We start from the raw sequence: 13,998 nt of genomic DNA on the forward strand, positions 1-13,998 counted from the left end.
GGTAGCGTCGGGTCTTTGCAGATGATCGGGCGGGCCCGGCGCAGGGTCGGCGATTTCGCGCAAGCGGGGGGCGAAAGGTGTCACTGAGCGAGACAAGCAGGGCCGAGCCTGGCGGCATGACCGGCCTTGCCCGCTTTCTGGCCGAACCCGCCTTCAAGCGCCTGCTGGCGCTCGAACCGTGGCTCAAGCGCTCGATCCCCATCCTGATCATGGTGTTCCTGGTCGTGGTGTTCGCGGCGCGGGCCATGGCGCTGATGGCCGATCGCGAGGCGGTGGCCGAAACCGCGCGGATGGAACTGGCGCTGCTCGCCGGCGTCGGCGCGAGCGCGATCGACGATGCCGCGCGCGGCGGATATGCGCCCGTCCGCGGCGCCGATTACGAGCGCATCCTGGCGCGGGCCCTGCCGGCGGCGGCGATCGGCGCGGGCCGCGCGTTCCTGGTCGCCGAACCCTCCGGGACCATCATCGCCCAGCGCGGCGGGCCGATGATGATCGGCAAGACGCTGGCCGAGGGTTTCGACGGCACCCAGCCGCTGACGCTGTTCGGGGCCGATGCGGGCGTGCAGCGCATCTGGGCCGAGGACGGCGAGCGTCTGGCCGCCGCAGCCCGGGCGGCCGAGGCGGGCGTGCTGCTCGCCGCGATGCAGCCGACGCAGGCCGTCTTCGCGCCCTGGCGCCAGCGCGTGTCGATGAACGTGGCGCTCTATGTCGCCATGTCGTCGATCCTGCTGGTGCTGCTTTACGCCTATTTCGGACAGGTGGCGCGCGCCCACGAGGCCGACCAGGTCTATTGCGAGACGCACAAGCGCATGGATCTGGCGCTGTCGCGCGGCCATTGCGGGCTGTGGGACTGGGATCTGGCGCGCGGGCGCATCTACTGGTCGCGGTCCATGTTCGAGCTTCTGGGCTACCAGTCGGTCAACGACGTTCTGTCCTTCGGCGAGGTTGCCGAACTGGTCCATCCCAGCGATGCCGACCTGTTCGAGCTGGCCGAACGCGCCGCAGCGCTGGAGATCCGCGGCGTCGACCGGATCTTGCGCATGCGCCACGCGCAGGGCCACTATGTGCGCCTGCGCATCCGCACCGAGATCGCCGAGAACGCCGGCCATGGCCATCACCTGATCGGCATCGCCGTGGACATGACCGAGCAACATCGGCTGACCGAATTGTCACAGATCGCCAGCCAGAACCTGAAGGCGGCGATCGAGAGCACCTCGGAGAGCTTCGCGCTCTGGGACAAGGACAACCGGCTGGTGCTGTGGAACTCCAAGTTCATCGAGACCAACGGGTTGACCGAGGATGCGGTGCATGTGGGCATGGCGCGCGGCGAACTCGATGCGACCATGCGCGCGCCGGTGACCGAACGGCGCATCCCGCAGGGCAGCGAGAGTGACGGGGCGGTGACGCTGGAGCGGCAGATCGCGGACGGGCGCTGGCTGCAGATCAACGAGCGTTCGACGCCCTCGGGCGGGACAATCTCGGTCGGCGCCGACATCACCCAGCTCAAGCTGCAGGAAGAGCGGCTGATCGAAAGCGAACGGCGGCTGATGGCCTCGATCCAGGACCTGTCGGTTGCCCGCCAGGCCGCCCAGGAAAAGGCGCTGGCGCTCGAGGACGTCAACCGGCGCTTTCAGGACGCCAAGGAGAAGGCCGAGGCGGCGAGCCGCGCCAAGACCGAGTTCCTGGCCAATGTCAGCCACGAACTGCGGACGCCGCTCAACGCGATCATCGGCTTTTCGGAGATGATGCAGCAGCGCATGTTCGGCCCGCTCGGCTCGGAGCGCTATGACGAGTATATCGGCGACATTCATGAGAGCGGGGCATTCCTGCTCAATGTCATCGACGACATACTGGACATGTCGCGCATCGAGGCAGGCCGGCTGGCGATCGAGCCGGAGACGATCGATCTGGGCCCGCTGGTCGAGGAGACGGTGCAGATGGTCTCGGTGCAGGCGCGCGCCAAGGCCATCACCATCGAGCAGACCATCGCCGAAGGAATCGGGCTGCTGGCCGACCGCCGCGCGATGAAGCAGATCATGCTCAACCTGCTGACCAATGCGGTCAAGTTCACCGGCGATGGCGGGCGCATCCGGATCAAGGCCCGAAGGGCCGGCGACCGGGTGGCCATCGCCATCGGCGACAATGGCTGCGGCATTCCGCAGGAGGCGCTCAAGCGGCTCGGCCGGCCGTTCGAGCAGGTGCAGAACCAGTTCTCCAAGAGCCACACCGGCTCGGGGCTCGGCCTGGCCATCTCGCGCTCGCTGGTCGAATTGCATGGCGGGGCGCTGACGATCCGCTCGCGGCCCGATGCGGGCACCGTGGTGGCGGTCCGCATTCCCGCCAATGGGCCCAAGGCACAGGACGAAGAAATGGATGCGTCGCGGGACGGCGCGGATCGTGAACGTCAATTCCCAACGCACGCGACATAGCGGCGTCATGCAGTCCGTGACGACCGGACCGGGCAAAGCGCGCCAGCGGCATGCGAGTGTCGCCAAGCGCCGGGGAGAGGGCAGCCCCTCTCCCCGTCAATGACCGGCGTGCCCGCCGGCGGTCGCCGTGATGGCCCTAACGGCCGTGACCGGCACCGTGGCGGCGGTCGCCGCGTGCGAAACGATGCGGCAGTTCGTCCTCGGTGACCTCGCCGGAATCGTCGAAGTCCATCAGCGCGAACATCTTCTGCTGGCGGTTCTGCAATTCGTCGACGGCGACCTTGTCGTCGCCATCGATGTCGAAGCGCCAGACCATGCGATCGGCAAAGCGCTCGGCACGGCGACGGTCCATCGCCTCGACGATTTCCTCGGCGGTCACGAAGCCGTCCGCGTTCAGGTCCGCGTCCTCGAAGCGCTCGAGCATGGGACGGGAAAACTCGTCGAACGTGACCGCGCCGTCCCGGTCGGCATCGATCCGCTCGAAGCGCATCTGGCCGCGCTCGCCCGGCCCGCCGCGCATGCCCCAGCCATGGCCGCGATCATCGGCGAAGGCGGTTGCGGTGGCACCGGCGCTGACGGCCAGCGCGAGGGCGACAAGGGTGGTCCTGGTGAAGATCGACATGGGCATAGCTCCTGCATCGTTCGTCATCCCCCGATGCGTGTGCCATGGCGTGCTTCCCGTCACGCGTCCGGCGATGGATCACCGATCACGGCACGGAAGATCTCCGCCACGCGCTCGCGGTGGCCCTTCAGACGCTGCTCGACGTGACCGATGGAGGGCACGTCGAGTTTCACGCATAAAAGGTCGACCAGCCCGCGCGGTGCCTTGTCCGGATCGAATGCCTCGGAGGTGCAAAGCCGCAGGGTATGTCCGACCGTCGTGTAATCTTGCGCAGCGTCAAGTAAATCCTTCTTCGCACCGCGTTCGACTACAGCGTCATCGAGCAAATCAAGAATATGCCGGGCGCCGGCCCCATTCAAATTAAGCTTTGGTAATGCTGTCAGGCGCCAGAACTGCGCCAGGAAATCGATGTCGACGGTGCCGCCCGAAACCCGCTTGAGATCCCAGTCGCCGCGCGCGGGCTTGTCGCGCAGCAGCCGCTGGCGCATGGACAGCACGTCGGCGCGCACCGTTCCGGCGTCGCGCGGCAAGTCGAGGATCGCGGCGAGTTCGGCGCCGGCGCGGGTGCACAGATCGGCATCGCCGGCAAAGATGCGCGCCCGGGTGAGCGCCATGTGCTCCCAGGTCCAGGCGTTGTCGCGCTGATAGTGCGAGAAGGCGCGCAGCGAGGTGGCGAGCGGCCCCTTGTTGCCCGACGGGCGCAGGCGGAAGTCGACCTCGTAGAGCACACCCTCGGTGGTCGGCGCCGACAGCGCGGCGATCAGGCGCTGGGTGACGCGGGCGTAATATTGCGAGGGCGCGATGGGCTTGTCGCCGTCGCTCTCCTCGACGCCCTCGGGGTGGTCGTAGAGCAGGATCAAATCGACATCGCTGCCCGCGGTCATCTCGCCGCTGCCAAGCCGGCCGAGCGCCATCAGGCAGCACTGCCCGCCCGGCACGTCGCCATGGCGCCGGGCGACCTGGGCGCGGGCGGCATCGAGCGTCTCGGAGATGACGAGGTCCGCGATCGATGTCAGCGCCTGCCCCATCTGCTCGGCGCTCGCCGCGCCGGTCAGAAAGCGCACACCGACAAGAAACCGCTGTTCGGCGGCGAAAATGCGCAGCCGGTCGAGCCGGTCCTCGTAGAGCCGGGCATCGCCGAGAAGGCCCGTCAGGCTCGCCTTGAGTTCGTCATGGTCCGGCAGGCCCTCGTAGAAGGCCGGGTCCAGCATGCCGTCAAAGACCAGCGGCCGCTTGGTGACGATGTCGGCCAGGCGCGGGGCGGCCGACAGGATGGTCATGACCAGCGACAGCAGATGCGTGTTGGAATGGAGCATCGCAAACAGCTGGATGCCGGCGGGAAGGCCTTTCAGGAAGGCGTCGAAACGCAGAAGCGCCGCGTCCGGCTGGCCGGTGGCGGCAAACGATTCCAGCAGCGCGGGGGTGAGTTCGGTCAGCCGCTCGCGCGCCTTTTGCGACTGCACCGCGCCATAGCGGCCGAAATGCCAGCTCCTGATGACGCCCCACATGTCGGCGGGGCGCTCGAAACCGAGCTGGGAGAGCGTCGACAGCGTGTCCGGGTCGGGGTCGTCGCCGGTGAAGGAGAGGTTGCCGGCGGTGGCGGCCAGCGTCTCGCCGTCCTGGAACAGGGCGCCGAAATGGCCCTCGACGGCGACCATGTGCGCGCGCAGGTCGAGCCGGAAGGCGTCGGCGTCGACATAGCCCATCAGATGCGCCACCGCCGCCATCCCCTCGGCGCTTTCGGGCAGGGTGTGGGTCTGCTCGTCGCCGATCATCTGCACGACATGCTCGACGCGGCGCAGGAAGCGATAGGCGGCGGCCATCTCGTCGCGCACCGAATCGGCGATCCAGCCGTCTTCGGCAAAGCGGGCCAGCATTGCGAGCGTGCGCCTGTCGCGCAGATGGGGCGCGCGACCGCCGGCGATCAGTTGCTGGGTCTGAACGAAGAACTCGATCTCGCGAATGCCGCCGCGGCCCAGCTTGACGTTATGACCCTCGATGGCGATGCGGCCGTGCCCCTTGTGGGCATGGATCTGGCGCTTGATCGACTGCACGTCGGCGATCGAGGCGTAGTCGAGATATTTGCGCCAGACGAACGGCGTCAGCTCGGCCAGGAGGCGCTCGCCGGCCTCGATGTCGCCGGCGACGGGACGCGCCTTGATCAGCGCGGCGCGCTCCCAGTTCTGCCCGCGCGCCTCGTAATAGGTCATCGCCGCATCGACCGAGATGGCAAGCGGCATGGCGCCGGGGTCGGGGCGCAGGCGCAGATCGGTGCGGAAGACGTAGCCATCGCCGGTGCGCTCGCCCATGATGCGGATGAGCCGGCGCACCGCCTTGGACAGGATGTCGCCAGCCTCGTGGGGCTCGGCCCATTGCAGCCGGTCCGGATGGTGGTCGAACAGGACGATCAGGTCGATGTCGGAGGAATAGTTGAGCTCGCCGGCGCCCAGCTTGCCCATGCCGAGCACGATCACGCCGGAGCCGGGCGCGGGATCGGCAGGGTCGGTCAGGGTCAGCTTGCCGCGTGCGTGCAAATCGCGCAGCAGCCAGGCAATGGCCGCCTCGAGCGCGGCGGTCGCCAGTTCGGACAGCCACCGGGTGGTCGTGTCGACGTCATGGGCGCCGGACAGATCGCCCAGCGCGATGAGCAAATGGGCGCGGTTCTTGTGGATGCGCAACTGCCGCGACAGCTCGGTCTCGCCGGTTTCGGGCGGCACCGCGTCCCTGGCCAGCGCGGCGAGGTCGTCGATGACCGCCGCAAGAAGGGCGTCGACCGGCGTGTCGAACAGCGCCTCGAGAAGGTCGGCATGGCGCTGCATGGCGCCCGCAAGGAATGGCGCATGGGTGGCGACGGCGAGAAGGAATTCGCCGACCGGATCGCCGGCCTCAAGGGCCTGTGCGAGACGGGCGGTGCCTGCGGACCGGGCAGCCTCCAGCAGCGAGGCCCGGCATCGATCGCGCGCCGCCTCGTCGCTGACGGCGATGGGTCGGGCGGTGAAGGCGTGGCCTTGCGCTCTGGCCGGCTGGGACACGACGGGCTCCGGTCTCGTTCGGCCCATCCTTAGCGGCAATCGGCCGGCGAGCAAAGCGGGGGCGGGGCTTGGGTTTGCGTGTGACGGGGCAATGGCGGTTCGCCCCCACCCCTACCGCGTGCCTCAGCGAAGCCGGGGTCAGGAGGCTAGTCGGGCGAGGCCGGCGCGGGGAATGACAGCACGGCGCACAGGCCCGGATCGTTGTCCTCGAGCCGCAGCGTGCCACCATGCTGGCGCTGGATGGCATCGACCAGCGACAGGCCGAGACCCGAACCGGCGCGCGACCGGCTTTCGTCGAGCCGCTCGAAACGCCTGAGCGCCCGCGCCCGATCAGCCTCGGCGATGCCGGGCCCGGTGTCGCAGACCGCCAGTTCGACGCGGCGCGCCACCTCGTCCCTGCGGCCCTCGAGCCGCACGACGCCACCGGGCGCGGCAAGGCCGTACTTGATCGCATTGTCGATGAGGTTTGTGACCGCCTGGCCGATGAGTTCACGATTGCCCTCGACGACCAGAGGGCCCGCGACGGCGTTCTCAAGCCGCCCGCCGGCGTCCTCGACCAGCGGCTCGTACAGTTCGGCAAGTTCGGCGGCAACGGCGGCCAGATCCACCGGCTGCGGCGTGAATCGCGTATAGCCGGCCTCGACGCGGGAGATCAGCAACATCGCGTTGAACAGCGAGATCAGATGGTCTGCCTCGGCGATCATGTCCTCGAGGGCATCGCGATAGCCGGCCTGGCCGGGGTCCTTGCGCAAGGCGTCCTCGGCGCGGTTGCGCAGGCGGGTGAGCGGCGTCTTGAGATCGTGGGCGATGGAATCGGAGACCTCGCGCAGACCGTTGTTGAGCGTTTCGATGCGCGCAAGCATGGTGTTGAGGCTGACCGAGAGCCGGTCGAACTCGTCATTGGCCGCGCTCACCGGCAGGCGGCGGCCCAGGTCACCGGCCACGATGTCGTCGCTCGCCGCCGACACCGCGTCGATGCGGCGAAGCGCGCGGCGGCCGACGAAGAACCAGATCAGAAGGCCGCCGAGCGCCATCAGGCCGAGCGCCAGGGCCACCGAACGGCGCACGATCAGGCGCAGCAATTGCGGTTCGGCCAGATCGCGGCCGACGAGCACGCGCAGCCCGTTGTCGAAGCGCGTGACATGGCCGATGGCGCGCGGGGCGGCGGCGCCGGGCCGTCCGTCGCGATATTTCTGGTAGTAGAACGGCTGGGGCACCCAGCCGCGGCTGTCGAGCACGCCCGGTTCGAGATCCTCGACATTGCCGGCGATAATGCGCCCGCGCGGGTCGGCGACCAGGTAGACGAAGGCGCCCGGCGCGCGCGAGCGCCGGTCGATCGCGACGACCAGGCTGCGCATGCCGCCGCGCGCATAGACCGAGGACAGGCTCTCGATCTCGCCTTCGACGGCCCGGCGCGTCTCGCCGACGAAGAAGCTGGCGGCGAGCGAGGTCATATAGACGACCAGCAGCACCGCGCAGACGCTGAACAGGACAAGGTACAGCGCCGACAGGCGCACCGCCGTGGTCTTCATCATCGCGCCAAGCCGGCGGGCGACGGCCATGGTCATTCGCGCATGACATAGCCGGCGCCGCGCACGGTGTGCAGCAGCGGCTTGTCAAAGCCCTTTTCGATCTTGCCGCGCAGGCGCGAGACATGCACGTCGATCACATTGGTCTGCGGGTCGAAGTGATAGTCCCAGACATGTTCGAGCAGCATGGTGCGGGTGACGACGCGGCCGGCATTGCGCATGAGGTATTCGAGCAGGCGGAATTCGCGCGGCTGCAGCGCGATGTCCTGGCCGGCCCGGGTGACCCGGCGCGTCAGACGGTCGAGTTCGAGGTCGCCGACACGGTAGCCGGTCTCCGCCTCGCCATTGGCCGAACGCCGCTGCAGGACCTCGAGCCGGGCCAGAAGCTCGGAAAAGGCATAGGGCTTGGTCAGGTAGTCGTCGCCGCCGGCGCGCAGGCCCGTGACCCGGTCGTCGACCTCGCCGAGCGCCGAAAGGATCAGCGCCGGCGTGGTGTGGCCCTCGCCGCGCAACTGGGAGACGACGGACAGCCCGTCGCGGCGCGGCAGCATGCGGTCGACGATCAGCGCGTCATAGCCGCCCCGCGCGGCGAGCAGATAGCCCTGCTCGCCGTCATGGGCGGTGTCGGCGCTGTGGCCGGCCTCGCCGAGCGCCTTCTTCAGATAGGCGGCCGCCTGGCGGTCGTCCTCGATGATCAGCACTTTCATGGGCGGTTTCTTACCAGCGGCACCGGGGTGCCGGAAGGGGTGCGACGACGGGCTGGAGGGGGAAGACCCGTCGCCGCCGGACCGAGCCACGGCAAGTGGAAACGGTCCATACCGGTCCGGAGGGGATGACATGGGGGAACACCCGGACCGGTGAGCTCTATCGGGGCGCGTCAGCCCTGCGGCAGCGGCACTGCGACGAAGCGGCTGGCGTTTTCGCCCTCAAGGCGCAGCAGCGCGGCGCCGCGACCCTGGTCGGCGACCTCGCCGATCCGCTCCTCGAGTTCGCCGGCCGATGCGACGGCCACGTTGTTGACCTCGCGGATGATGTCACCGGGGCGAATGCCGGCCTGGAATGCCGGGCTGTCCGGCTCAACATCGGTGATCAGCACGCCGTCGCCTTCTTCGGCCGGAACGACCGTCATGCCCAGTTCGTCCAGCGTGGACGGCTCGACCTGTTCGTCCGGCGTGGTCTCGCCGCGGGTGTCCAGCGCCATCTCGGTGGGCAGTTCGCCCAGTTCGACGTCGATGTCGCGCGCTTCACCGTCACGCTGCACGGTGATGGTGACATCGGTGCCCGGATCGAAAGCGGCGATCGAGCGGGACAGCTCGCGCGGACCCTCGACGGTCTCGCCATTGACGGCCGTGATCACGTCGCCGGCGCGGATACCGGCGGTCGCGGCCGGCGCGCCTTCCTCGGGGTCGGCGACGATCGCGCCCTCGGTGCGCTCAAGGCCGAGCGCCTCGGCGATCTCGTCGGTGACCGGCTGGATGCGCACGCCGAGCCAGCCGCGTTCGACCATGCCGTCGTCGATCAGATCGGACACGACGTCCTTGGCGACCGATGCGGGCACGGCAAAGGCGATGCCGACATTGCCGCCCGAAGGCGAAAAGATCGCCGTGTTGACGCCGACGACCTCGCCGGAGAGATTGAAGGTCGGGCCGCCCGAATTGCCGCGGTTGACGGCGGCGTCGATCTGCAGGAAATCGTCATAGGGGCCCGCACCGATATCGCGGCCGCGCGCCGAGACGATGCCGGCCGTGACCGTGCCGCCAAGGCCGAACGGGTTGCCGACCGCCACGACCCAGTCGCCCACGCGGGTTGCGAAGTCGTCGCCAAATTCGACATAGGTGAACTCGCGGTTCTCGTCGACCTTGAGCACGGCCAGGTCCGTGCGCGGGTCGGCGCCGACGAGTTCGGCATCGTATTCGGTGCCGTCATTCATGATGACGGTGAACTCGCTGCCGTTGTCGATGACGTGGTTGTTGGTGACCAGGAAGCCGTCGCCGGAGATGAAGAAGCCCGAGCCCTGGCTGATCGGGCGGGCACGACGCGGACGGTCCGGTCCGCGCTGGCCGAAGCGGCGATCCTCGAAGCGGTCTCCGAACTCGCGGTCGAAGAAGCGGCGGAAGGGATGGGATTCGGGCAGGTCCTCGAACGGGCTGCCGAATTCGCGACCGAAGCTGCGATCGGAAACCGGCTCGACCTGGGCGCGCACGCGCACCGAGACGACGGCGGGCGAAACCGCCTCGACGACATTGGCAAAGCCGGGCGCGACGGCCGGCGCCTCGAGCCGTACGGGCTCGGCAAGTGCGGGGCTGGTGAACTGGGCTGCGCTGTAGCCGGTGAAGCCGGCGCCGACCACGGCAGCGGCGATCACCGCGCTGGTGAAACGGGATTTGTGCATCAAGGTCATCCTCCTTGGAGATCGGGGTCGCGGCGCCTGAGCGCCCTTGGCCCGATATCTAGGAAGGACCGGCTTGCATGAACATTTCCGGCAGATGACAATTCGGTAAGGTTGGATCACGGCGGCGTGAGACAGGCGACGCGGCAGGGCGCGGGCATGGGCGCAAGACACGCAGCGCAATGCCGCCACCGCCATGCTTTCCAGATTGGGCGTGCGGAGCGGGAATGCCCGCCCTACCCGGTCTCGACGCGCGTCACCACCGTCGCATGGGCCTCGAGCGTCCTGTGCACCGGACACTTGTTGGCGATCTCCTCGAGCTTGTCGGCCAGTTCGGGCGGCACGTTGCCATCGACCGTGATCACCCGCTCGAAGCGGTCGATCTTGCCCTTGCCGTTCTTGGATTCCTCGGTGCAGTCGGCACAGTCCCTGGCATGCACCTTGGCATGGCTGACATCGACGGTCACCCGACCCAGGTCGAGCTTCTTGAACTGGGCATAGATGCGCAGCGTCATCGACGTGCAGGCGCCGAGCGCCGCCGACAGGAAGTCATAGGGGCTGGGGCCGGTGTCCGTGCCGCCGGCCGAGGCGGGCTCGTCGGCGAAGAAGCGATGGCGGCCGGCCTGCACGGCGTTCTGGAACTTGCTGTCGCCGGTTTCGCTCACGCGCACATGCTCGATGGCATCGAACCCCTGCGGAGTATCGGTCGGCAGAAGGCGAGAGGCCCAGCCGGCGATCACCTGGGCGACGAATTCGGCATCGTCCGCCGAGGTCAGCAGATGATCGGCTTTGTCCAATGAAACGAAGCTCTTGGGATGCTTCGCTGCCATGAAGATTCGGGTCGCGTTGTCGATGCCGACGGTCTCATCGAGCGGCGAATGCATGATCATGAGTGACGTGCGCAGCTTGCCGATCCTGTCTTCGAGGGAGGTCTGGCGGGCGGCCTCGACGAACTGCCGGCCGATGCGGAAGGTGCGTCCGGCGAGCGTCACCTCGCCCTCGCCCTCGCGCTCGATGGTCCCGATGTCGGCCTTGAAGCTCTCCAGCACATGCTCGGCATCGGCGGGCGCGCCGATCGTGACGACGCCGGCGACTTCCGGAATGTCGCCGGCGGCGGCGAGCACGGCCGTTCCGCCCAGCGAATGGCCGATCAGCAACATGGGCGCCTGCCCCGATTGGCGCATGTGGTCGGCGGCGGCGACGAGATCGGCAACGTTGGAGACAAAGGATGTGTTGGCGAACTCGCCCTCGGACGAGCCGAGCCCGGTGAAGTCGAAGCGCAGGACGGCAACGCCCAGCCGGGCCAGATTGGCAGCGATGCGCCGGGCGGCGATGATGTCCTTGGTGCAGGTGAAGCAATGGGCGAAAAGCGCATGGCCGCGCACCGGCCCGTCGGGCCGGTCGAAGCGGGCGGCAAGCATGTCGCCGGCGTGGGACGGAAAGGTGCGTTTTTCGACTGGCATGATGGACCCCCTTGGTTCGGGGCCGTACCTACGCCTGTCGCTCCTCACCTTCATCTAAAATCTTTGCGACGCGCGCCTGCTCGTCCTCCGTCAGCGCTTCGCCGAGCTGCGAACGGCTCTGGCGCCGGCTGAAGGCAAAGGCCGCCGTGCCGCCCAGGATCAGAATGATCGCCGGCGTCGCCCACAACAGCGCGTTGCGCGCCGAAAAGGCCGGGCGCAGCAGCACGAACTCGCCATAGCGGTCGACGACATAGGCGACGACCTCCTCATTGCTGTCGCCGGCGACGAGCCGGTCGCGAACCAGCACGCGCAGGTCGCGCGCCAGTTCGGCGTCGGAATCGTCGATCGACTGGTTCTGGCAGACCATGCAGCGCAGGCCCGCCGAAATGTCGCGGGCGCGCTCCTCGAGGGCGGGATCGTCGAGGATCTCATCGGGATTGACGGCCATGGCCGGCATGGCCATCGCCGTCAACAGCACAAGCGCGGCAAGCCAGCGTGTCATTCGGCGGGCTCCGGTGTGGCATTGGCCGCCAGCGGCTCGCGGCGGCGGCGGGCGGCCTGCGGCGCGCCGATGCGCAGACGGCGATCGGACAGGGAGATGCCGCCGGCGATCACCATCAGGATCGAGCCGTACCAGATCAGCGTAACCCAGGGCTTCCACCAGATGCGCACGACGATACCCTCGCCGCTCTCGGGCGGGTCGCCGAGCGCGACGTAATAGTGGCTGAACAGGCCGACGGACTGGATGCCCGCCTCGGTCGTCGGCATGCGGCTGGCGACATAGATGCGCTTTTCGGGCTCGACGGTGCCGATGAGGCGGCCGTCGCGGGTGATGGTGAAGATGCCCCGGTCGTAGGTGTAGTTCGGCCCCTTGCCCGGCGTCAACTCGTTGAACGCGACGTCGTAACCGGCAAAGGACGTCGTTTCGCCCGGCGTCATGCGCAGCACCGTCTCGTCCTCGAAGGTGGTCACGCCGACAATGCCGAGCACCGTCACGCCCAGCCCCGCATGGGCGAGCGCGGTGCCCCAGTTGGCGCGTGGCAGGCCCTTCAGCCGCGCCCAGCCCTTGGCAAGGCCGTTCTTGGCGAAGCCGGCCTTCTGCCACAGATCGGCGAACGAGCCGATCAGCAGCCAGAAGGCGACGAAATAGGCGAATGCGGACAGGACCGGCGCGTCGTAAAGGACGAAGGCCATGACGAGCGCGGCGACGAGCGCCAGCGCGGCGGCCAGCCAAAGCCGCTCGGCGGCGGCGTAGAGGTTGCCGCGCTTCCAGGCAAGCAGCGGGCCGAAGGGCACGGCCATCAGCAGCGGGATCATCAGCGGGATGAATGTGTAGTTGAAATAGGGCGCGCCGACCGAGATCTTCTCGCCGCTGACCGCCTCGACAAGCAGCGGATAGAGCGTGCCGACCAGCACCGTCGCGGTGGCCGTCGTCAGGAACAGATTGTTGAGGACGAGCGCGCCCTCGCGCGAGACGGGGTGGAACATGCCGCCATTGCGCAAGGTGCCGGCGCGGAGGGCGAACAGGATCAGCGAGCCGCCGATGAACACGACCAGGATCAACAGGATGAACAGCCCGCGCTGGGGATCGGTGGCAAAAGAATGCACCGAGGTCAGAACGCCAGAGCGCACGAGGAAGGTGCCCAGAAGCGAGAACGAGAAGGCCAGGATCGCCAGAAGGATCGTCCAGACCTTCATGGCCTCGCGCTTTTCCATCACCAGGGCGGAATGCAAAAGCGCCGTGCCGATCAGCCACGGCATGAAGGAGGCGTTCTCGACGGGGTCCCAGAACCACCAGCCGCCCCAGCCCAGTTCGTAATAGGCCCAGTAGGAGCCCATCGCGATGCCGGCGGTCAGGAACAGCCAGGAAACCAGCGTCCAGGGCCGCACCCAGCGCGCCCAGGCGGCATCGATGCGCCCCTCGATCAGCGCGGCCACGGCAAAGGCGAAGCAGATCGAAAAGCCGACATAGCCCAGATAGAGAAGCGGCGGATGGATGGCCAGGCCGATGTCCTGCAGGATCGGGTTGAGGTCGCGCCCTTCCATCGGCGCGGGCGACATGCGCTCGAAGGGGTTCGAGGTGAGCAGGATGAAAAGGGCGAAGGCGACCGTCACCGAGCCCTGCACGGAAAGCACCGCCGCCTTGAGCCGCGAGGGCAGATTGGCGCCGAAGAAGGCGACCAGCGCGCCGAACAGGGCCAGCGTGAGGATCCACAGCAGCATCGAGCCTTCGTGATTGCCCCACACGCCGGTGAACTTGAAGATCAGCGGCTTGTCGGAAAACGAATTGGCCCAGACGTTGCGCACCGAGAAGTCGGAGGTGACATAGGCCCAGGTGAGCGCGGCGAAGGACACCGAGACGGCAAGGAAGGTGGCGATGGTCAGCGGCGGGGCGACGGCGATCATGCGCGCATCGCGCATGCGCAGGCCGATCATCGGCACGACCATCTGCGCAAGCGACAGCGCCAGCCCGAGAACCAGCGCGTAGTGACCCAGTTCAACGATCATTGCCGGTGCTCCTGATTGGGCGCGAT

9 protein-coding genes are annotated in these 13,998 nt (G+C 68.0%); 1 reads left to right on the plus strand and 8 read right to left on the minus strand.

The window, feature by feature from the left end:
* Positions 1 to 116 precede the first annotated feature (116 nt).
* Positions 117 to 2,429, plus strand: a complete 2,313-nt coding sequence (locus RBB34_RS05055; protein WP_306118109.1) for an ATP-binding protein — start codon at positions 117 to 119, stop codon at positions 2,427 to 2,429.
* A gap of 136 nt (positions 2,430 to 2,565) precedes the next feature.
* Here the strand turns inward: RBB34_RS05055 and RBB34_RS05060 are convergent, their stop codons facing one another.
* The 8 genes from RBB34_RS05060 to RBB34_RS05095 form a co-directional block, all read right to left on the minus strand.
* A complete protein-coding gene (locus RBB34_RS05060; protein WP_306118110.1) occupies positions 2,566 to 3,051 on the minus strand; it encodes an acid-shock protein in 486 nt (161 codons plus the stop codon).
* Between the two features lie 59 nt (positions 3,052 to 3,110).
* Positions 3,111 to 6,083: a bifunctional [glutamine synthetase] adenylyltransferase/[glutamine synthetase]-adenylyl-L-tyrosine phosphorylase gene (locus RBB34_RS05065; protein ID WP_306118111.1), complete on the minus strand. Its 2,973-nt coding sequence runs from the start codon at positions 6,081 to 6,083 to the stop codon at positions 3,111 to 3,113.
* A 146-nt stretch (positions 6,084 to 6,229) separates the two neighbouring features.
* The gene (locus tag RBB34_RS05070) at positions 6,230 to 7,651 is read right to left on the minus strand and encodes a HAMP domain-containing sensor histidine kinase (protein WP_306118112.1); all 1,422 of its coding nucleotides are present in this window, start codon (positions 7,649 to 7,651) and stop codon (positions 6,230 to 6,232) included.
* Positions 7,648 to 8,319 carry a response regulator transcription factor gene (locus RBB34_RS05075; RefSeq protein ID WP_306118113.1) on the minus strand — a complete coding sequence of 224 codons (672 nt, stop codon included), beginning with the start codon at positions 8,317 to 8,319 and terminating at the stop codon, positions 7,648 to 7,650. The genes RBB34_RS05070 and RBB34_RS05075 overlap by 4 nt, the downstream gene beginning before the upstream one ends.
* 170 nt (positions 8,320 to 8,489) lie before the next feature.
* Positions 8,490 to 10,004, minus strand: coding sequence for a Do family serine endopeptidase (locus RBB34_RS05080; protein ID WP_306118114.1), 1,515 nt, complete (start codon positions 10,002 to 10,004; stop codon positions 8,490 to 8,492).
* A gap of 233 nt (positions 10,005 to 10,237) precedes the next feature.
* Entirely contained in the window at positions 10,238 to 11,464 is a 1,227-nt protein-coding gene (locus RBB34_RS05085; protein WP_306118115.1) for an alpha/beta fold hydrolase, read from the minus strand.
* Positions 11,465 to 11,492: 28 nt separating this feature from the next.
* Positions 11,493 to 11,966 carry a cytochrome c-type biogenesis protein gene (locus RBB34_RS05090; protein ID WP_306118116.1) on the minus strand — a complete coding sequence of 158 codons (474 nt, stop codon included), beginning with the start codon at positions 11,964 to 11,966 and terminating at the stop codon, positions 11,493 to 11,495.
* Positions 11,963 to 13,972: a heme lyase CcmF/NrfE family subunit gene (locus RBB34_RS05095; RefSeq protein ID WP_306118117.1), complete on the minus strand. Its 2,010-nt coding sequence runs from the start codon at positions 13,970 to 13,972 to the stop codon at positions 11,963 to 11,965. The genes RBB34_RS05090 and RBB34_RS05095 overlap by 4 nt, the downstream gene beginning before the upstream one ends.
* Between the last annotated feature and the right edge of the window lie 26 nt (positions 13,973 to 13,998).

The organism is Roseitalea sp. MMSF_3546 (assembly GCF_030732865.1).
Lineage (GTDB): Bacteria > Pseudomonadota > Alphaproteobacteria > Rhizobiales > Rhizobiaceae > Roseitalea.

Bases quoted from the DNA above. Each gene is read 5' to 3' on its own strand.
- RBB34_RS05055 (WP_306118109.1), top strand. From the start codon at position 117: ATGACCGGCCTTGCCCGCTTTCTGGCCGAACCCGCCTTCAAGCGCCTG.
- RBB34_RS05060 (WP_306118110.1), bottom strand. From the start codon at position 3,051: ATGTCGATCTTCACCAGGACCACCCTTGTCGCCCTCGCGCTGGCCGTC.
- RBB34_RS05070 (WP_306118112.1), bottom strand. From the start codon at position 7,651: ATGACCATGGCCGTCGCCCGCCGGCTTGGCGCGATGATGAAGACCACG.
- RBB34_RS05075 (WP_306118113.1), bottom strand. From the start codon at position 8,319: ATGAAAGTGCTGATCATCGAGGACGACCGCCAGGCGGCCGCCTATCTG.
- RBB34_RS05080 (WP_306118114.1), bottom strand. From the start codon at position 10,004: ATGCACAAATCCCGTTTCACCAGCGCGGTGATCGCCGCTGCCGTGGTC.
- RBB34_RS05085 (WP_306118115.1), bottom strand. From the start codon at position 11,464: ATGCCAGTCGAAAAACGCACCTTTCCGTCCCACGCCGGCGACATGCTT.
- RBB34_RS05090 (WP_306118116.1), bottom strand. From the start codon at position 11,966: ATGACACGCTGGCTTGCCGCGCTTGTGCTGTTGACGGCGATGGCCATG.
- RBB34_RS05095 (WP_306118117.1), bottom strand. From the start codon at position 13,972: ATGATCGTTGAACTGGGTCACTACGCGCTGGTTCTCGGGCTGGCGCTG.